Annotated in this window: 13 protein-coding genes; 2 read left to right on the top strand and 11 right to left on the bottom strand. The window is 66.9% G+C overall.

Annotated features, from left to right (window positions below; all coding sequences use genetic code 11):
• Positions 1 to 26: 26 nt before the first annotated feature.
• From PQ455_RS02665 to PQ455_RS02615, 11 genes are all read right to left on the bottom strand, one after another.
• Positions 27 to 800, bottom strand: coding sequence for a FadR/GntR family transcriptional regulator (locus tag PQ455_RS02665; protein ID WP_273688966.1), 774 nt, complete (start codon positions 798 to 800; stop codon positions 27 to 29).
• A gap of 63 nt (positions 801 to 863) precedes the next feature.
• Complete coding sequence (locus PQ455_RS02660; RefSeq protein WP_273688964.1) at positions 864 to 2,381, bottom strand: DUF1593 domain-containing protein; 1,518 nt, start codon at positions 2,379 to 2,381, stop codon at positions 864 to 866.
• Positions 2,382 to 2,465: 84 nt separating this feature from the next.
• Positions 2,466 to 3,752: a phenylacetate--CoA ligase PaaK gene (gene paaK / locus PQ455_RS02655; RefSeq protein ID WP_273688962.1), complete on the bottom strand. Its 1,287-nt coding sequence runs from the start codon at positions 3,750 to 3,752 to the stop codon at positions 2,466 to 2,468.
• A 280-nt stretch (positions 3,753 to 4,032) separates the two neighbouring features.
• On the bottom strand, positions 4,033 to 4,830 hold the full coding sequence (locus PQ455_RS02650) for an IclR family transcriptional regulator (RefSeq protein ID WP_273688960.1): 798 nt from the start codon (positions 4,828 to 4,830) through the stop codon (positions 4,033 to 4,035).
• A 174-nt stretch (positions 4,831 to 5,004) separates the two neighbouring features.
• Positions 5,005 to 6,336, bottom strand: coding sequence for a glycerate kinase type-2 family protein (locus PQ455_RS02645; RefSeq protein ID WP_273688958.1), 1,332 nt, complete (start codon positions 6,334 to 6,336; stop codon positions 5,005 to 5,007).
• 222 nt (positions 6,337 to 6,558) lie between these two features.
• Positions 6,559 to 7,647, bottom strand: coding sequence for a TolB-like translocation protein (locus PQ455_RS02640; protein ID WP_273688956.1), 1,089 nt, complete (start codon positions 7,645 to 7,647; stop codon positions 6,559 to 6,561).
• A 79-nt stretch (positions 7,648 to 7,726) separates the two neighbouring features.
• Entirely contained in the window at positions 7,727 to 10,600 is a 2,874-nt protein-coding gene (locus tag PQ455_RS02635) for a TonB-dependent receptor plug domain-containing protein (protein ID WP_273688953.1), read from the bottom strand.
• 130 nt (positions 10,601 to 10,730) lie between these two features.
• Complete coding sequence (gene lldD / locus PQ455_RS02630) at positions 10,731 to 11,891, bottom strand: FMN-dependent L-lactate dehydrogenase LldD (RefSeq protein ID WP_273688951.1); 1,161 nt, start codon at positions 11,889 to 11,891, stop codon at positions 10,731 to 10,733.
• Positions 11,892 to 11,901: 10 nt separating this feature from the next.
• Positions 11,902 to 13,308 carry an aldehyde dehydrogenase family protein gene (locus tag PQ455_RS02625; protein WP_420542822.1) on the bottom strand — a complete coding sequence of 469 codons (1,407 nt, stop codon included), beginning with the start codon at positions 13,306 to 13,308 and terminating at the stop codon, positions 11,902 to 11,904.
• 37 nt (positions 13,309 to 13,345) lie between these two features.
• Positions 13,346 to 14,995 carry an AMP-binding protein gene (locus PQ455_RS02620; protein WP_337958555.1) on the bottom strand — a complete coding sequence of 550 codons (1,650 nt, stop codon included), beginning with the start codon at positions 14,993 to 14,995 and terminating at the stop codon, positions 13,346 to 13,348.
• A gap of 37 nt (positions 14,996 to 15,032) precedes the next feature.
• Positions 15,033 to 17,189, bottom strand: a complete 2,157-nt coding sequence (locus tag PQ455_RS02615; RefSeq protein ID WP_337958554.1) for a PQQ-dependent dehydrogenase, methanol/ethanol family — start codon at positions 17,187 to 17,189, stop codon at positions 15,033 to 15,035.
• Between the two features lie 239 nt (positions 17,190 to 17,428).
• Here PQ455_RS02615 and PQ455_RS02610 point away from each other — a divergent pair, with 239 nt between their 5' ends.
• Positions 17,429 to 18,583 carry a TolB-like translocation protein gene (locus tag PQ455_RS02610; protein ID WP_273688947.1) on the top strand — a complete coding sequence of 385 codons (1,155 nt, stop codon included), beginning with the start codon at positions 17,429 to 17,431 and terminating at the stop codon, positions 18,581 to 18,583.
• Positions 18,580 to 19,443, top strand: coding sequence for a 2-keto-4-pentenoate hydratase (locus PQ455_RS02605; protein WP_273688945.1), 864 nt, complete (start codon positions 18,580 to 18,582; stop codon positions 19,441 to 19,443). The genes PQ455_RS02610 and PQ455_RS02605 overlap by 4 nt, the downstream gene beginning before the upstream one ends.
• The last annotated feature ends 2 nt before the right edge of the window (positions 19,444 to 19,445 follow it).

Below are 19,445 nucleotides of genomic sequence, written 5' to 3'. Positions count from 1 at the left end.
GGTCTCCGGTCAGCTCTAGCGGCCGCCTAGCGCGCGTGGGGCAGCTTCACGACGGGTGCCCCGCCCTTACTCCAGAAATCGCGATCGGCGCTGAGCGTGCGCTGCGCCGACATTTCCATATGGCGGGTCGCGGCGGCGCGCGCGCGATCGGGGTCGCGCGCGGCGATGGCGTCGCGCAGCTCGCGATGCTCGATCGCGACCTGCTGGGCGAATTCGCGGCTCAGCCCCTCGTTGCAACGGGTGACGCTCATGGCGATGCTGATGTGCCGCGCGAAGGCGTCTATCAGCTTGCGCCAGTAGATGTTGCCGCTCGCGTTGGCGATCGAGGTGTGGAAGGCGCGATCCTCGGCCACGCCGTCGCCGCCGGATTGCTCGGCCAGGCTCAGCCGGTCGAGCGCGGCGTCGATCGCCTGCATCTGCTGCTCGCTGCGCATCACCGCCGCGCGCGCCGCCATCTCCGCCTCGGTCACGCGCCGCACCTCGATCAGGTCGAGCAGGGAATCGAGCGAGGCGCGGGTCAGGCCGTCGGCGGGTGAGGCGCCGCCGGTTTCGGGCGAGCGGACAAAGGCGCCGCTGCCCTGCCGGGTCTCGACCAGCCCTTCCACCTTCAGCCGGGCGATCGCCTCGCGCACGGCGGCGCGACTCACCCCGAAATGGGAGGCCAGCGCGTTTTCGGAGGGGAGACGGGCGCCGACCGCCAGATCGTGGGTCGCGATCCGCTGGCGCAGGATGCTCGCGATCCGCTCCGGCCGGCTCTCGCGCCCCTCGACCCGATCGTCGCTCGTGAAGTTCGATGCCATATCAATCCGCTACAACAGCGGCGCGACAATGCAAAGATTGGGACGATCGCGGCGGGCGGCGCATCACCCTCGTGCCGGGCAGGCGGCGCCCGGCAGAGGCGGCCGCTGGATCGACAGGACGACGCGGCGATAGCGGGTCAACGCCGGCTGGCCACCGTCCCGCACTTCAAGGATGACATGATAGTCGGCGGGCGCGTTGACCGAGGGCGTCGGCACGATCAGTTCGGCCTCCGGCCCCTCGGCACGGACGAACTCGATCGTCTGCGTGGTGCGGAGCATGAAGGTCGCCTCTCGATACTGCCACCAGCGATAGGTGAGCGTATCGCTATCGGGATCGCTGGTGCCCGCCGCCGACAGCGCCAGCCGCGCGCCGGCACAGGCGCGGATGACGAGCGGGGCGATGCCACCCTGCCCGTTCAGCACGACCGCAGGCGGATGATTGGCATCGGCGAAACGCGGGCTGACCGACCATCGCATCCGCGCCAGGAAATCGTTCTGCACCGGCTCGCGCCAGCGCCACACCGTCGCCCGCGCGCCGCGCTCGACGATGCCGCCGAGGCCCTTCACCGTATCCGAAGCGTCGGCATAAAGGCCGTAGGCGGCGCTCACCTTGGCATGGCGCCCGCCCCAGCCGCCATAATCGGGCCGGCTCGGCACGTTCAGGCCGTTGGGGATCAGCCCGAGGAAGGAGGGTGTGTCGCCCTCCATGATGCCGGTCGAGAGCGGATAGGCCGCGCCCAGCGGGCCGATCGCGCCGAGCGCCTTCTGCCAGTCGTGATCGACCAGCTTCGTGTTCACCGCCGGATCGGGCTGGATGATATCGAAGCCGATGCCCGCCCAGCCGGCGACGGCATATTCGCGGAAGGCGTGGATGCTGCCGATCCAGAACAGGTCGGGGAAATTCTGCCGTATCCAGGGGCCCGAATCGTCCTGATCGGAAATGGCGTGGACGCGCAGCCGCGCCACGAAGCGTTTCACCGCCGCCGGATCGCGCGTGGCGCGCACCGACCAGAGCGCCTGCGCCAGATCGGCCGCACCGCCCCACACCGTGACCCACAGGGGCCGGGTATCCTTGCTGTCGACCGCCGCCACGATGGCGCGCGAGCCGGGCGTGTCGTGCCCCTTGCCGACCTGTGCCATGCCGTAGCCGGCCGAGCCCGCCCACACCCTTGCGGCCAGCGCCGATGCCTCGGGCCAGCCCTTGGCATGCACCATCAGATTAGGACGGACCTTGCCATAGGCGGCGATCGCCGCGTGGATCAGTTCGGGATGGTTCTCGCTCGTCAGCGAGGCGGAGGTCGTGGCGACGATCGCCTCGATATCCATCTCGTTGGCATAGGTCAGCAGGCGGACGAGCGACTGGCTGTCGTCGGGTTCGTTGCCGACGTCGGTCAGCACCACCATCCGCACGCGGGGCGATTCCGACAGGCCGGCCGGCGCCGGCTCTGGCGTGCCCGGCGCCTGGATCGTGGCGACGCGCTGGTTGCCATAGCGGAAGGGCTCGCCGGGCGCGGGCGGCTGGCCCGCCGCGACCCCGGCCCCGCCCGCGAGCAGCATCAGCCCGGACACGATAGCGCGCATACACCCCTCTCCTCTTTGCGCCACGATAGCCCGGCGAAGAGGAGAAGAGCAGATCGTTACAGGGCCGGATGCCGCATCATGGGATCAGGCGGCGACGGGCCGCAGATCGCGCACCCGCTGTGCCTTGCCCACCGACCGCGCCACCGTTGCCGGCGGCATCACGTCGATGCGGGCGGAGATGCCGATGATATCCTTGACGAAGGCACCCAGCCGCCGGCCCTCGGCCACCGACTGATCGGCATCGATCCCGTCGCGCCGCTCGACCTGGATGCACACCTCGTCCATGCGGCCGGGGCGGCTGATCTCGATCATGAAATGCGGGGCGAGGCCGGCGCACTTCAGGATCTGCTCCTCGATCTGGGTGGGGAAGACGTTGACCCCACGGATGATCATCATGTCGTCGGATCGGCCAGTAATCTTGGCCATCCGCCGCATCGGCAGCTCGAGGCCGGGCATCAGCCGCGTCAGATCGCGCGTGCGGTAGCGGATGATGGGCAGCGCCTGCTTGGTGAGCGAGGTGAACACCAGTTCGCCCTCCGATCCCTCTGGCAGCACCTCGCCCGTTTCGGGATCGATCACCTCGGGATAGAAATGATCCTCCCAGATGGTGCAGCCGCCCTTGTCGGTCACGAATTCCTGCGCCACGCCGGGGCCGATCACCTCGGACAAACCATAGATGTCGGTCGCGTCGATCGCGAAGGCCTGCTCGATCTCGCGGCGCATTTCGGCCGTCCAGGGCTCGGCGCCGAAGATGCCGTAGCGGAGCGACGAGGCGCGCGGATCCTTGCCCTGGCGGCGGAACTCATCGAGCAGCGCCAGCATGTAGCTCGGGGTTATCATGATGACTTCGGGCTTGAAGTCGGTGATGAGCTGCACCTGCTTCTCGGTCTGGCCGCCCGACATCGGGATCACCGCGCAGCCGAGCGCCTCCGCCCCATAATGCGCGCCCAGCCCGCCGGTGAAGAGGCCGTAGCCATAGGCCACATGCACCTTCATCCCCGGCCGCCCGCCGGCAGCATGAATGCAGCGCGCGACATTGTTCGACCACATGGCGATATCGTCGGCGGTATAGCCCACCACGGTGGGCTGGCCCGTGGTGCCCGACGAAGCATGGATGCGAACCACCTGATCCATCGGCACCGCGAACATGCCGAAGGGGTAATTGGCGCGCAGATCGGCCTTCGTGGTGAAGGGAAAGCGCGCCAGATCGGCGAGGCTCTTCAGATCGTCGGGCCTCAGGCCGGCCGCGTCGAAGCCGCGGCGATAATGGGGGCTGTTCGCATAAGCATGGTGCAGCGTCCGCCGCATCCGCTGAAGCTGTACCTCGCGTAATGAGCCGATCGTCGATGGACCGAAATCGATCGTGGGCATCGCCTGCGCATCCTCCTCTCGCTACGCGCGATCGGCGACGACTCGAATCATCGACCGACCGGTCAGTCTTGATATTCGGTTACCACGCGAAAGGCGACGATGTCATCTGCTCCGTACGCATTGTAGAGATCGTGCGACCAGCGGAGCATGCCGGCGCGACCGCGCACCGGCCCCGCGCCGTAACGCGTGCGAGCTTCGATAAGGGTATCCGCCGGGACGGGGCAGGCGCCACCCGGCCAGGGCCGCCAGCCTTCCGGATCCGGAGCGCCCGGTAACACCCTCAAGCCGCCAGCAATCCGCCGATTTCGTCGCTCATCCGCTCGGCTGCCGTGGCCAGGGTGCGGCCGAGGCGCGCGAGCCGCTGGTCGGGCAGGCGATAGAGGCTGCCGGTGATCGACAGCGCCGCGCGCACCCGCCCGTTGCGATCGAACAGGGGCGCGGCGACGCAGCGCATGCCGAGGCGATGCTCCTGATCGTCCACCGCATAGCCGTTGGCGCGGATGCGGGCGCATTGGTCGATCAGCGCCGATTTCTCCACGATCGTCAGTTCGGTGCGCCGCTCCAGCTGCGGGGCGGAGAGGAAGCGATCGAAATCGGCCGGATCGAGGTGCGACAGCAGGATCTTGCCCGATGCCGTGCTGTGCATCGGCAGCGGCGCGCCGGTGGGGATGGCGGCGCATTGGTCGTGCATCGGCTTCACCTGCGCCACATAGGATACGCCCTCCGCGCCGGAAATGGCGATGTTCACCGTCTCGCCGGCATCCATCATCAGCGATCGCATGATCGGGCGGCCGAGCCGGGCGAGATCGCGCGTCTCCATGAAGGAGGCGCCCAGCGCGAACGCCTCGAGCCCGATCATCCAGCGGCTGCTCTGCGCGTCGAACTCGACATAGCGCAGCGCGTTCATCGTGGTGAGCAGGCGGTGGGTCGTCGATCGCGGCAGTTGCGCGATTTTGGCGACCTCGGTCAGCGTCAGCCCATCGTCGGCCGTGCGCAGCGCGCCGAGGATGCCGAAGGCGCGGACCAGCGACTGGACCTGCCCCAACCGGGCCTGCTGATCGGTACAGTCGAAGCTCATCGAGCCCTCTCCCCGCCCGGTCGCCGCTTCGTGCGGCGCGACTATCTCGGGCAGGGGCAAGAATATCCGGCGGGTATCCCGGCTGTCCAGCGGCGCGCCATCGACACCCCGGCCATTCCACATGGCGGAACGGTCAATACCCTGAGAGCATCGCCCCGATACTCGGCCCGGTGGTCAGGCGATGCCCTGATGCGGCGTTTCGGCATCGACCAGGATGATACGCAGATCGTTCACGTTGGTCCGCGTCGGGCCGACCGTGACGAGATCGCCCAGCGCCGAGAAAAAGCCGTAGGACCGATTTTCGCGCAGCGCCCGCGTCGGCTCCAGCCCCTTCCGCGCCGCGCGGGCCAGGGTGGTGGCATCGATCACCGCACCGGCATTATCCTCGGTGCCGTCGATGCCGTCCGTATCGCAGGCGAGCGCCGAAATCCCCGGCTGGCCGCCGAGGGCGATGGCGAGGCTGAGGAGATATTCGCCGTTCCGCCCGCCCTGTCCTTCGGGATTGTGGACCACGACGGTGGTCTCGCCGCCGGACAACAACGCCCATCGCCCGCCCTTGGCATGATGGTGCAGCGCCAGCGCGGCATGGACGATGCCGGTCTCGGCCGCATCCCCCTCGATGTCGCCGAGATAGACCGGCGTGTAGCCGTGCGCGGTGGCGAGCTGGCCGGCGGCCTGCTGGGCGTTGCGCGAGCAGGCGATGACCTTCGTTTCCAGGCGCGGCAGCGCGTCCGACTGGGCGGTCGGCGTCTCGTTGGCCGGATCCAGCAGCGCCGCGCGCACCGCATCGCTGGCATCGATCCGGTAGCGATCGAGGATGTGGCGCGCATCCGACAGGCGGGTGCGATCGGACACCGTCGGCCCGGAGCCGATCAGCGCGGGATTGTCGCCGGGGATGTCGGAGAAAGCGAGCGTCACCACCCGTGCCGGCGCGGCCGCGATCGCCAGCCGACCGCCCTTGATCTCCGACAGATGCGTCCGCACGCAGTTGATCTCGGAGATGGAGGCACCGCACAGCAGCAGTTCGCGCGTGACGGCCTTCTTGTCCGCCAGCGTGATCCCGTTGGCGGGCATCGTCAGCAGCGCGGAGGCGCCGCCCGAGATCAGCGCCAGCAACTGATCGTCCGGCCCCAGCGCCTGCACCGCCGCCAGGATCGCACGGGTCGCCTGAAGGCCATGCTCGTCGGGCAGGGGGTGGCCGGCCTCGAACACGATCATGCCGGGGGGCATGTCCTCGGCGCGATAGCTGTGGCCATAACGGGTGAGGACGATGCCGTCGGTGCGGCCCGGCATTTCGCGCGCCGCGACCCGCGCCATCGCCGCGCCCGCCTTGCCGATGCCCAGGATCAGCGTCTTGCCGGCCGGTGCCGAGGGCAGGAAGGGCGGGACGCAGCGTTCGGCGGAAACGGCATCGAGCGCGACGCTGAACATCTCGCGGAGCAGCCCGGCACGGGCCTGATCCGGGGTCGTGATCCTCGGCCATGCCCGAGGTGCATCGAAGATCACCCGCCCCTCCCCTTCCATTGTCCACCAGCGACAGGCGCCAGCGTCATTCCTTATCTCGCCACGATGCACCACCGCACAACGCCGTCAGCGCCACTGTGACACCCTATCCCACGATGCGAAACGATGCCCGTCGGCCGCCACACAAAAAGCCCGCCCGGCATCTCAACCGGGCGGGCGAGGCGGCGCGCGCAGGGGAGCGCGGCCGAGGGAAGCGCGTGCGCGTCAGCGGGCCGGCGCGTCGATCATCAGGATACCGTCACCCACGCCCGGCTCCGTCGCGGCGCGACCGGCCTGGAAAGCGATCTTCTTGCCATCCGGGCTGACGACCGGGTTGGAGAAGCGATAGCCGCCGTAGGTGGTGGCATACGTCAGTCGGGTATAGCGCGGCTTGGTGCCCGTCATGTCGAGCATGCAGACGTCGAGGCCCGACTTCTCGCCATTGCCACATTCGACCAGCGTCTGCTTGCCATCGGGGAAGATGCCCTCGACCTCGGCATAGAGGCCCGGCGGCGTCGGGATGATGTTGAGCGCGCCATTGGCCAGATCGACCGTCCAGACCTTGCTTTCGAGCATCCGGTAATTGGCGGCGTCCACTTCGGACAGGGGCTTCTCGAAGACGTAGCAGGAGGCCGTCACCTTGCTGTCGTTATCGTAGAAGTCCTGCGGCTCGAGGTAGCATTTGCTCCACTTGGTGCGCGCCGATTCCTTGATGTTGACCAGCTTCGGCGTGCCGTTCTCGATCACGACATTGCCGCTCATCATCGCGGTATAGCCATCGACCGGGCCGGTCTTGGGCGTCAGGCGCGGCTCGCGCACTACCCAGGCGATCTTGTTTGTCTTGGCCGAGACGGCGATGCCCTCGAACGGGAACTGGCCGAGCGGCTTGATCGGGCCGGTGGCGTCCTTGTCCATGTGCCACAGCTCGATCGCCGTGAAGCGGGTCGCCATGCTGGAGATGCCCATCTTGCGCGGGCCCAGCAGCAAGTAGCTGCCGTCGGCCATGTAGTGGATGCGCAGGAAGCCGCCGTTGGGCGTGTGCGAGGTCAGATTGCGCGTCTTGCCGGTGTGCAGATCATATTCGAAGGCATCGCCATAGCTCTTGCCGATGAAGGCGATCCTGGTGCCGTCCGGCGAGAATTGCGGGCGCTCGCCGAAGCTGGTCAGCACCTTGCCGTTGGCGGGCAGATGATCGATCGGCGACCCGGCCTGTTCGGGCAATTCGATCTTCCCGTTGACCAGCATATCCTGCACCGCGCGCGGCGGCTGCGCGCCCGCCGCCAGGGCGAAGGCAACCGCGATGACGGCGACCATCGGCCTCGCCCCTTTTTTGAGCCTGTCCACCATATCCTGAATCTCCTCTTCCTGATCGACGATGGGCTGTCGTTGTTGCCTAGAAGCGGGCGCGGGCGCCGACCGTCATGTAGCGGCCGTTGATATCATACAGCGTGCGCAGCGACGGGAGCTGGAGACCCGGCGAGCCCGTCTGCGGCCAGTAAGGCGCCTTGCGGTTGAAAACATTGTTCATCGTGGCGAACAGTTCGATCTTGCCTGAACCGGTTCCCATCGGGAAGGCATAGCTGATGTTGGCATCGGTGTAGAAAACGGTCGGCGCGCCATTGTCGACATAGACAGACTGCTTCGACTTCTTGTAGCTGCCGATCATCCGCTCCTGAATACCCAGCGACAGGCTGTCGCTGGCGTAGTTCAGTTCGAAATTGGCGCGCCATTTCGGGGAAGCGATATTCGAATTGAAGCCGGGAAGGTCGGCCGTGCCGGCATATTCGATCGTCGGCTGGCCGGCCGCCTGCTGGCGCTTGTAGGAAATCAGGCGGGTGCCCAGCACGCGGCCGTTGAGCGTGCCGCCGGCCAGCGGATGGCGGTAGCCGACCTCGAAGTCGACGCCGCTCGTCTGCAGGCGGGACACATTCTGGTTGGTGACGGTGATGAGCGTCGGGAAGTTCGCCGCCGAGGCGTTGGTATTGCCGAGCGGCCGGGTGATCTGGCCGCAGAGCGGGCTTGCGCCGCCGCTGGCGAAGCAGAGGTTGACCAGCGTGGAGCCGTTGTACGGCACCGATACCGCGCCATCGATCGCGATGTTGAAATAATCGAACGACATCGACAGGCCGCGCACGAACGAGGGCGAGAGCACGATGCCGCCGGTATAGGTCTTGGCGACCTCGGGCACGAGCGCCGCATTGCCGCCCGACACCGTCGGCACCGATCCGAAACCCCCGGTCAGCGGATCGCTGATCGGCACGTTGTTGACCGTCTGGCCGGCGAACAGCTCGAACAGCGACGGGGCGCGGATGTCGCGGGAAACGGTGCCGCGCAGGCGGATATCTGTGATCGGCTGGTAGGTCAGGCCCACCTTCCACGTCTTGACCGATCCGCTGGTGCTGTAATCGGTGTAGCGCAGCGCGCCGTTCAGCTCCATCGCCTTGCCGAGCGGGGAATCCTTCAGAAGCGGCAGGCTGGCTTCGATATAGCCTTCCTTAATGTTGTACGATCCGCGCGCCTCGCCGATGCTGACGTAGAAGAAGCGCGTCGTGCCCGAGAAGCCGCGAATACCGGTCAGGTCCTGCGGAATGGCGGGATTGCTGTTGCTGGTCTGCAGAATGGACTGCTTGCGATATTCCGCGCCGACCGCGACCGAGAGCGGACCCGCCCACAGCTCGATCGGCTCGCCGGAGATGTTCGCGGCCCAGATGTCCATCTTGTTGCGCGTCGCCCAGATCGAATCCTGGAGAACCGAGTCCCACGCCTGTCGCGTGATCGCGCCGTTGCCGAACGTGTTCATCGGCAGGCAATTGTCCATCACGCCGGGGTTGGTGACGGTGATGCGGCAGACGATGTTGCCGGCGCTGTTCCGCACCGCATCGAGCGACGCATAGAAGCGGCGGAGGTCGGGCTCCTGGGTGACGTTGCGGAATTTCGTGTCGCCGTGGACGTAGGAGACATCCCACTTCCAGCTGTCGCCGAAATTGCCTTCCAGGCCGGTCGCCATGTTGAAGCTGGTGGTGCGCTGCTTGCTGTAGAGGCCACCGAATTCGTCGAACGAGCGGCTGACGTTGAAGCTGGCGGTATTGCCCAGCGCCGCCAGCACGTTGGCCGGCAGATAGGCGTTGTCGCGGAAGATCGTCATCGTCGAGCCGAGACGGATGAAGGTGATATTGTGGTCGTCGTTGACGCCGATATTGTAGCTGCCCTCGGCGAAAGCGCGGACGTTGCTCGAAAATTCATAAGAGATGCGGCCGAAGAACTGGTCGGTCGTGAGCGTCGGCACGAGCGACGAGAAGGTCGGATCGAAATCCGCGCCGTCGCCGTTGATCGCCACGCCCGAGCGGCCGATCGCGGTGCCGGGGTTGAAAGCGCCGGTCTGGCCGCCGAGCAGGAACTGGCGGCCGGCTAGCGGCCCGTTCAGGATATAGCCGCCATCCGCCGTCGCCGAATAATGGACGTTGGAATAGAAAGCGTAAGGCGAGGCCGCCGTGCCCACGCCGCCGTAGGAATCGAAATTGCGGCCGCCGGGGCGATCGATGCGCGAGGTGATGCCGTCCGAATGATAGCGTTCGGCGCTGCCGATGATGCGCAGGCGATCGTCCAGCAGCGCGACACCGCCGGCCAGGCCCGCACGATAGGAGAAATTGTCCTTGTAGGTCGAAACGCCGCTCTGGATGTTGGCCTTCAGCCCCTCGAACTTCTTGTTGAGGATGAAGTTGACCACGCCCGAGACGGCATCCGAGCCGTAGGCGGCCGATGCGCCGCCGGTCACGACATCGATGCGATCGACCAGCAACTGCGGGATGAGATTGGCGTCGGTGCCACCGTTCGAGCTGGTCGGCGGCACGCGGCGGCCATCCTGCAACACGAGCAGGCGATTGGGGCCGAGCGCGCGCAGGTTGAGGTAATTGCCCGAGCGGACGCGGTTCGACTGGGCGGAGTCACCCGAATTCTGGCTGATCGAATTCTGGAACACGGGCAGCTGGTTGAGCGCGTCCGGCAGGTTGCTCGGCGCCTTGGCCGCGAGCGAAGCGGTCGACACGACGGTGACCGGTGTGGGTGCCTCGAAGCCGGCGCGGGTGAGGCGCGATCCGGTCACCACGATATCGGCCGCCGTGGGATTGGCGGGTGTCGCGGCCGGAGTTTCGGCGGTCGGCTCCTCGGCGACGGGGGCACCCGCGGGCGTCGTCTGCGCCAGGGCCGCGGTGGACAGGGCCAGCGCGCCGGCCGTCGCGAAGAACCGCACATGATTTCGCCGCTTCATACATCTCCCTTTCCGAACTGTGTCGGCTTGTTTTCTCCCTGTCGTTAAGCGGCAGACGGGGCGCACCCGGCAAGCAGTCGTTCCACGATATGGACGCGCGGCCAAAATAATGTTCGACCGACCGGTCGGTTCAGCGAGTGGCGCCCTGCCCGTCCACCAGCTTGGAAGCGTCGAGATCGGCGATCCGCACGGTCGACGTGAGCGCCATCGCGACGCGCATCTCCGCCTCGATCAGCTTGAGCATATGCGCCACAGCCGCCTGCCCGCCCGACGCCAGCGCGAAGGCCCAAGCCCGGCCCAGCAACACGCCGTCCGCGCCGAGCGCGAGCATCCGCACCACGTCGAGCCCGGAGCGGATGCCGCCATCGGCCATGATCGTGATCCGCCCCGCCACCGCCCGCGCGATCGCCGGCAGGGCGACCGCCGTGGACGGCACGCCATCGAGCTGCCGCCCGCCATGGTTCGACACGATGATGCCGTCCGCCCCCAGCCGCACCGCCGCTTCGGCGTCTTCGGGATCGAGGATGCCCTTGATGATGAGCGGCCCGGTCCAGATCTCGCGGATGAAATCGAGATCCTTCCACGAGATCGACGGATCGAAATTGGCGGCGAGCCAGCCCATATAATCCTCGAGCCCGGTCTGCTTGCCCAGCACGGCCGAGACGTTGCCCAGGCTGTGCGGCCGGCCGTGGATACCGACGTCCCACGCCCAGCCCGGCCTACGCAGCGCCTGCACCGTTCGACGGATCGCGCCGCGCATCCCAGGCGCCCCCGCCAGCCCCGATCGCCGATCGCGATAGCGCGATCCCGGCACCGGCATATCGACGGTGAAGACGAGCGCCGTGCAGCCCGCCGCCCGCGCGCGCGCCAGCATGTCCTTCATGAACGCGCGGTCGCGGATCATGTAGAGCTGGAACCAGATCGGGCGGCTGGTGCCCGCCACCACCTCCTCCAGCGCGCAGGCCGACACGGTGGAGAGGCAGAAGGGGATGTTCGCCGCCTCGGCCGCACGGGCCGCCTGCACCTCGCCACGGCGCGCGCACAGCCCGGCCAGACCGATCGGCCCGAGCGCCACCGGCATCGCCGATCGCACCCCGAACATCTCGGTCGACAGGTCGATCGCCGACACGTCGGTCAGCACGCGCTGGCGCAGGCTGATCCGTTCGAGATCGGCGATGTTCCGGCGCAGCGTCACTTCGGCGTAGGAGCCGCCGTCGATATATTCGAACAGGAAATGGGGTAGCCGCCGCCGCGCCAGATCGCGGAAATCCAGGGTCGAGGCGGCTACCATATCGTCGTCCCTACTTGGCCATGTTCACAACGCGGAGCTGCGTGAATTCATGCAGCCCTTCGTCGGCGAATTCGGTGCCGAGGCCCGATTGCTTCGCGCCGCCGAAGGGGATGTTCGGGCCGAAATTGAGGTGCTGGTTGATCCACACCGTGCCCGCTTCCATCTGCTGCGCGATCTCATAGGCCTTGGTTACATCGGTGCCCCATACGGAGGCACCCAGACCATATGGCGAGGCATTGGCGCGCGCCAGCGCGTCGAGCGGATCGCTGTACTTGATGACCGGCAGGATCGGGCCGAACTGCTCCTCGTCCACCAGCTTGGTGCCGTCGCTGATGTCGCGCACGATCGTCGGCTGGACGAAATAGCCCGCCCGCTCCAGCGCGTTGCCGCCGGCGATCACGGTGCCGCTGTCGTGCGCGTCGGCGAGGAATTCCAGAACCTTGTCATACTGCACCTTGTTCTGGATCGGGCCGATCGTGGCGCCCTGCTTCAGCCCGTCGTCGACCACGGCGGCATTGGCGAGTTGCGCCAGCTCGTCGCACAGCGCGTCATAGATGCCCTCGTGGACATAGGCGCGCTTGAGGGCGATGCAGACCTGGCCCGCGTTGAAGAAAGCGCCCGCGTAGATGCCGGCGGCGGCCTTCTTGGGGTCGGCATCTTCCAGCACGATCGCGGCGTCGTTGCCGCCCAGTTCCAGCGTGATGCGCTTGATCGTCGCGGCGGCGGCCGACATCACCTTGCGGCCCGTCTCCGTCGAGCCGGTGAAGCTGATCTTGGCAACATCGGGGTGGGACGAGAGCAGCCCGCCCAGATCGTTGAGATCAGCCACGACATTGACCACGCCGGCCGGGAAGATGTCCTTGCAGATTTCGCCCAGCAGCAGAGTGGTGAGCGGTGTCGTCGCGGCGGGCTTCAGCACCACGGTGTTGCCGGCGAGCAGCGCCAGCGGCAGCTTGAAGGCGACGATCAGGATCGGGAAGTTCCACGGCACGATCGCCCCGACCACGCCCAGCGGCTTCCTGTGCGCCTCGACCCGGCGGGTGTCGCTGTCCTCGATCACCTCGACCGGCAGGTCCAGCGTCGCGAAATAGCGGATGAAGCCGATCGCGTACTGGATCTCACCGGTGGCCTCGGGCAGCGGCTTGCCCTGCTCGCTGGTGAGGAGCCGGGCCATCTCGTCGACCCGCGCCTCCATCCCATCGGCGAGTTTCACCAGCAGCGCGCGGCGCTCGTCCATCGTCGAGACAGACCAGGCCGGAAAAGCAGCCTTGGCGGCCGCGATCGCCTGAATGAACTGGGCTTCGGACGCCGCGCCGCTGGTGACGAACACTTCCTCGGTGGCCGGATTGACGACCTCGAGCTTCCGGTCGCCCGCCACGAACTCGCCGCCGATCAGCATGGGATAGGGGTGCATCATGTTTCTCCTAAGGTGCGGACACGGCGGGACCGGATGGTCACGCCGCCATCACGCGCTGCATTTCGAACTTCTGGATCTTGCCCGTCACCGTCATCGGGAAGGCATCGACGATCTCGACCCTGGCCGGCACCTTGTAATGGGCGATGCGACCCCGGCAGTAATCGCGCACCGCGTCGCCGGTGAGCGCGGCACCGTCGCGCGGCCGCACCCAGGCGCACACATCCTCGCCCATGCGCGGGCAGGGAATGGCGAACACCGCCGCATCGAGGATGTCGGGGTGGGTGCGGAGATAATTCTCGATCTCGACCGGATAGACGTTCTCGCCGCCCCGGATGATGACGTCCTTGCTGCGCCCGACGACCCGGCCATAGCCATCCGCGTCGATCATCCCGAGATCGCCGGTGTGCATCCACCCCTCGGCATCGATCGCGGCGGCGGTGCGATCGGCATCGTCCCAATAGCCGAGCATCACATTGTAGCCCCGGATCAGGATTTCGCCGGTCTCGCCCCGATCGACGATCGTACCGTCGCCATCGACGATCCTGATCTCGACATGGGGCGCCACCCGGCCGATCGTCGTCACCCGCCGCTCCAGCGTGTCGTCTGGGGTGGATTGGGTGCAGAGCGGGCTCGTCTCGGTCATGCCGTAGCCGATCGTGAGATCGACCATGTTCATCCGATCGATCACCGCCGCCATCACGTCGGGCGGGCACAAGGCGCCGGCCATCATGCCGGCGCGCAAGGTCGAGACATCATAGGCTTCGCGCGTCAGCAGATCGAGCATGGCGATGAACATCGTCGGCACGCCGTGAAGCGCGGTGCACCGCTCCTGCGAGATGGCCGCCAGGGTCGCGGCCGGGGTGAAGGCGGGCGCGGGATAGACCATCGTCGCGCCGCGCGTGAGGCAGACGAGGTTGCCCAGCACCAGCCCGAAGCAATGGTAGAGCGGGATCGGGATGCACAGCCGATCCCCCTCCCCGATCGCCATCCGCTCGCCGCTCAACAGGCCGTTGTTGAGGATGTTGCGGTGGGAGAGCGTCGCGCCCTTGGGGTCGCCGGTGGTGCCGCTGGTGAACTGGATGTTGATCGGATCACGGCAATCGAGGGTCGCCGCGACCGCCTCGATTGCCGCCCGCCGCTCATCGGTCAGCGGCGCCGCGATGGAGGCGAAGGGCAGCGCGTTCGGCCCGCGCGCTTCGCCGATCACGAACATATGGCGCAGATCGGGGAAATCGGCCGTGGGCAACAGCCCCGGCGTATCGAGGAAGCCGGGGATCGCATCACCGATCAGCGCCGGATAGTCCGAGCTGCGGAACCGCTCCGCCGTCACCAAAGCGGCGATGCCGACCTTGCGGAGCGTGTAGGCCAGTTCGGTCGAGCGATAGGCGGGGTTGATCGTGACGAGGATCAGCCCGATCCGCGCCGCCGCGAACTGCATCAGCGCCCATTCCGCGCAATTGGGCGCCCACACGCCGATCCGCTCGCCCTTCTTCAGCCCGAGTTCGAGCAGGCCGGCGGCGAGGCGATCGACCTCCTCCGCGAGCTCGGCGAAGGTCCAGCGGATACCCTGCTCGCAGGACACCAACGCCTCCGCATGCGGCCAGCGGCGCGCGGCGGCCTGCACGGCCTCGCCGATCGTCGCTTCCGTCAGCGGAGGGGTCAGCGGCCCCGCCATCAGGCTCTGCACGTCGCGTCTCCCGTCGCGATCAGGGTGAGGCGGCGGCTTACTTCCGGCCGCCCTGCTCGATTTCGATCTTCAGCTTGCGGGCACGCTCGCCGACATACAGGCGGATCGATTCGATCTGCTCGGGCGTCAGCTTGCCCTTGAACGAGATCATGCCGTTGGGCTCCAGCGCGCCGCCATAGACGATCGACTGCCAGGTGTTCGGATCGGTCAGCGCCACCGATCGGCGCAGATCGGGGATCACGCCGTTCGACCAGGCCTGACCGCCGTGGCAGGCGGTGCACATGCCGGCGTAGAGGCCGAAGCCCTCCTGCACGCGCGCCGCGGGCGCCACATCCTTGGGCGGATTGGGCGGGGTCGCCGGCGGGGTGTAGGCCGGCAGCTTGGCGGTGCCGTTGAGCTTGAACACCAGCAGGCGCCCGTTGGGCCGCTGGTGCGGATTGGGGGCAAGGCCACTGAACAGCGCGAACACGCCGCCGAAGCCCGCCGCCACCGCCACATATTGATCGTTGCCCACCTTGAAGGTCGAGGGTGCCGCGACCACGCCGGTCTGCACGTCGCTCGACCACAATTTCTTGCCGTCGGCCGCGCTATAGGCGTTGAAGCTACCGTCCGGGCTGCCCTGGAACAGCAGATTGCCGCCCGTCGCCAGAATGCCGCCGTTGCCGGCGAAATTATGTTGTACGCGCCACGCCGCCTTCTGCTTGACCGGATCCCACGCGACGATCTCGCCGCGCGTCGTCTGGCGCAGCTTGTCCATATCGGCGGAACTGTCCTGCGCGAGGTTGGTCGGCGACACGTTCGCCAGATTCCACATGCCGGGCGCATATTTGAAATTGGCGTCGTTCTGATAGCCGAACGCCACGTCCTGCGCCGGAATATAGACCAGCCCGGTCTTGGGGCTGTAGGCCATCGGTTGCCAGCTGTGCGCGCCATAGGCGCCGGGGCGGGCGACGAAATTGGCGTCCTTGCTGCCCCAGCGCGCTTCGGGCACCTCGATCGGCCGGCCGGTCTTGGGGTCCGCCCCCGTCGCCCAGTTGACCGGTACGAAATTCTTGGCGGAGATGAACTTCCCGCTCTGCCGGTCGATGACGTAGAAGAAGCCGTTCTTCGGCGCCTGCATCATCACCTTGCGGACGGCGCCGTCGATCTTGAGATCGGCCAGGATGATCGGCTGGGTCGCGGTGAAGTCCCACGTCTCGCCCGGCGTCTCCTGGAAATGCCATTTATACTTGCCGGTGTCGGGATCGAGCGCGACGACCGACGACAGGAACAGATTGTCCCCCTTCCCGTCCGATCGCACGCGCTGGTTCCACGGCGAACCGTTGCCGACGCCGATCAGGACCTGGTTGAGCTCCTCGTCGTAGACGATCGCGTCCCACACGGTGCCGCCGCCGCCATATTGATACCATTTGCCGAACCAGCTCTTGGCCGCCGTCTCCATCTGCGGATCGGAAGCGGCATTGTCCTTGCCCTTCGCCGGATCGCCGGGGACGGTGTAGAAGCGCCAGACCTGCTTGCCGGTGGCGGCGTCATAGGCCGTCACATAGCCACGCACGCCATATTCGGCGCCACCGTTGCCGATCAGCACCTTGCCCTTCACCACGCGCGGCGCGCCGGTGATCGTATAGGGCTTGCTGGTATCGGTGGTCTGCACCTCCCACAGCTTGGCGCCGGATTTGGCGTCGAGCGCGATCAGGCGGCCGTCGAGCGCGCCCACGTAAAGCTTGCCGCCGGAGACGGCGACACCCCGGTTTACCACGTCGCAGCAGGCGTCATAGCCCTTGCGACCGGCGACCTCGGGATCGAACATCCACAGCTGCTTGCCGGTCTTCGCGTCATAGGCATAGACCTTCGACCAGGCGGTCGAAGTGTAGAGCACGCCATCGACGACGACGACATTGGCCTCCTGCCCGCGCGACGTGTCGAAATCGGCATACCACGCGAGGCCGAGCGACTTCACATTGCTGTCGTTGATGCCGCTGAGCGAAGAATAGAATTGCTCCTTGCTCGAGCCGCCGATCGTCTTCCAATCCTCGAGCGTGACCGACGGCTGCGCATCGCCACCGCCACCGCCGCTGCCGGACGAGGAGCAAGCCGACAGCCCCAACGCCGCCGCCGAGATGCCCGCCAGCGCCATTGCGGCGCGCTTGGTGATGGTCTTGCCGAAATATCGGGTGGCAACGGGCGATCCCACGCTTCTCTCTCCCTCGTGTCCGCTTGGGGCCGGCGCCCCTCTCCGGGCGGCCGAATTGCGGATGATGAGAGGGGCTTAGTGGGAGTGCCGGGGCGGGCCAATCGATCGGCGGCGCCATTTCCACATCATGAAAACGACGCTCCAAGACGGCCGCCAGACGGACTCCCCTCGCGACAGTCGCATGATCGTGCGGCAAGCATAGCCAACAAGAAGGCAGCTATTCAGCAAGGAGAGAGCCCATGAAAAGCAATATATGGACAGGACTTCCTTTGGCGGCGATCGCCTTGGCGTCGCTGGCATCCGGCGCGCCGGCGCAGACAGCCAAGAGCGACCCGCTGTTCCACGATACGTCGCGCCCGAAGACGGGGACGCTGAGCGGCAATCCGATGGCGAAGCTGCCCGCGAACTGGGAAGCACTCTCCACCTTCGGCACCCGCCCGGCCTATTCGGCGGACGGCACCAAGCTGCTGATGCTCGATCAGGAATTCGGCACCGTCTACGAAATGGACATCGCCACCCGCCAGGTGCGCAGCATGACGAGCCATTTCCCTAACAACGGCTTCCTGCGCGCCCATTATCTGAAGGACGGCAACATTCTGCTGACCGGTGCGCGGCAGATGGAGCGAGACGAGGCGATCTCGCGGATGCAATTCTCCGAGATCTTCTTCCTCGACAAATCGGGCACCAAGGAAGCGATCCCGCTCGACACGCGCAATTTCGAGGGGCTCGCCGTCTCGCGGATCAGCAACCGGCTCGTCTGGGCCGAGCGCAGCCCCGGCGCGGCGCGGCTGGCGCTCCACCACAATGTCACCGGCGATCAGCCCAATGCCGACGAATATGTCGCCTTCTTCGTGGGTGACGTGGTCTACAACGGCGGCAAGCCGGCGATCGCCAACAAGCGCGAAATCTATCGCCGCCTGCGCAGCGACTGCATGGCCGAGCCGCAGGATCTGCGCGACAACGATCAGGAAGTGATCTTCAGCTGCTATTCCTTCCATGGCGACGTCACGTCGAAGGAAGGCGCCTATTACGATTCCTCGGTGCACGGCGTGCGGCTCGATACCGGCAAGGTCACCGATTACATGCGCGTGACCGGCGAGAACCATGAGGTCGAGGGCATCGCGCCCAGCGGCCGCTGGACGCTGGTCGAGTGCCGCGACATCCGGGGCGGGCCGTCGCTGAGCGAGGTCGATCTGTGCAAGCTCGACCTGAGCGACCCCAAGAAATACACACGCCTGACGACCTTCTCGGACTATAAGGGCTGGCGCATCAACAATGGCGTCATCAGCCCGGACGGCAAGACGATGGCCTTCATGCTCACCTACGCCACCGAAAATTCCACCAACCGCCTCGGCATCTACCTGCTCCACCTCACCCCGGAAGAGCAGAAGTGACGCCTGATGATATCCTGTTCCCGAGCCGCCGATCCCTGATCGGCGGTTCGATCCTCGGGCTGGCGGGCCTCGCATGGCAGGCGCGCGCGGCCAAGCCGGTCGATCCTTATGTGACGGCCTATCTCGACGCTGCGAAGCGGGGCGTGCGTTATGCGCCGATCAGCCGCGATCGGCCGGGCCTGACCAACACGCAGGGCTATGCGATCCAGCATGCGATCGTCGATGCCGGCGCGGCGGACGGGCCGATCGTGGCCTTCAAGGGCGGGCTGATGAGCGCCGAAGCCCAGCGCCGCTACCGCGCGGACGGCCCGGCCTTCGGCGCGATCCGCCGCGCCGGCACGATGGCGGAGGGCGCCACCGTGCCGCTTTCCGCCTATCGCAATCTGGTGCTGGAGACGGAGATCGCCTTCACCCTGGCCCGCCCGATCCGCCGGCCGGTGAAGGACATCGCCACCCTCCAGACGATGATCGGCGCGATCCGGCCCGCGATCGAATTGCCCGACGTGGCGCTCGATACGGCCGACAATCTGACGCAGGTGGACGTGATCGCCGCCAATTACGCGGCGGCGCGCTACATCCCCGGCAAGCCGTCGCGCATCGACCGCGCCGCGCTCAACGACGTGAAGGTCACGCTCTACCGGGATGGCGTGGCCGTGGCGAAGGGCGCCGCCACGGAATCGCTCGGCGATCAGTGGCGGGCGATCTTCGAGCTGGTGAACTGCATCGTCGGCGCGGGCTACGTGCTCGGCGCCGGGCAGACGATCCTGACGGGAGCGCTCGGCGGCGGCGTTCCCGCCAGGCCGGGCGTCTATCGCGCCGATTACGGATCGTTCGGCGCGATAGACTTCACGATCGCCTGAAC

It is taken from the genome of Sphingomonas naphthae (genome assembly GCF_028607085.1).
GTDB classification, from domain to species: Bacteria; Pseudomonadota; Alphaproteobacteria; order Sphingomonadales; family Sphingomonadaceae; genus Sphingomonas_Q; species Sphingomonas_Q naphthae.
This window is presented reverse-complemented; position numbering and strand designations above follow the sequence as displayed.

Excerpts from the sequence above, each read along its gene's own strand:
- PQ455_RS02625 (WP_420542822.1), bottom strand. The coding sequence starts at position 13,308 with ATGATGCACCCCTATCCCATGCTGATCGGCGGCGAGTTCGTGGCGGGC.
- PQ455_RS02665 (WP_273688966.1), bottom strand. The coding sequence starts at position 800 with ATGGCATCGAACTTCACGAGCGACGATCGGGTCGAGGGGCGCGAGAGC.
- PQ455_RS02650 (WP_273688960.1), bottom strand. The coding sequence starts at position 4,830 with ATGAGCTTCGACTGTACCGATCAGCAGGCCCGGTTGGGGCAGGTCCAG.
- paaK (WP_273688962.1), bottom strand. The coding sequence starts at position 3,752 with ATGCCCACGATCGATTTCGGTCCATCGACGATCGGCTCATTACGCGAG.
- PQ455_RS02610 (WP_273688947.1), top strand. The coding sequence starts at position 17,429 with ATGAAAAGCAATATATGGACAGGACTTCCTTTGGCGGCGATCGCCTTG.
- lldD (WP_273688951.1), bottom strand. The coding sequence starts at position 11,891 with ATGGTAGCCGCCTCGACCCTGGATTTCCGCGATCTGGCGCGGCGGCGG.
- PQ455_RS02635 (WP_273688953.1), bottom strand. The coding sequence starts at position 10,600 with ATGAAGCGGCGAAATCATGTGCGGTTCTTCGCGACGGCCGGCGCGCTG.
- PQ455_RS02660 (WP_273688964.1), bottom strand. The coding sequence starts at position 2,381 with ATGCGCGCTATCGTGTCCGGGCTGATGCTGCTCGCGGGCGGGGCCGGG.
- PQ455_RS02640 (WP_273688956.1), bottom strand. The coding sequence starts at position 7,647 with ATGGTCGCCGTCATCGCGGTTGCCTTCGCCCTGGCGGCGGGCGCGCAG.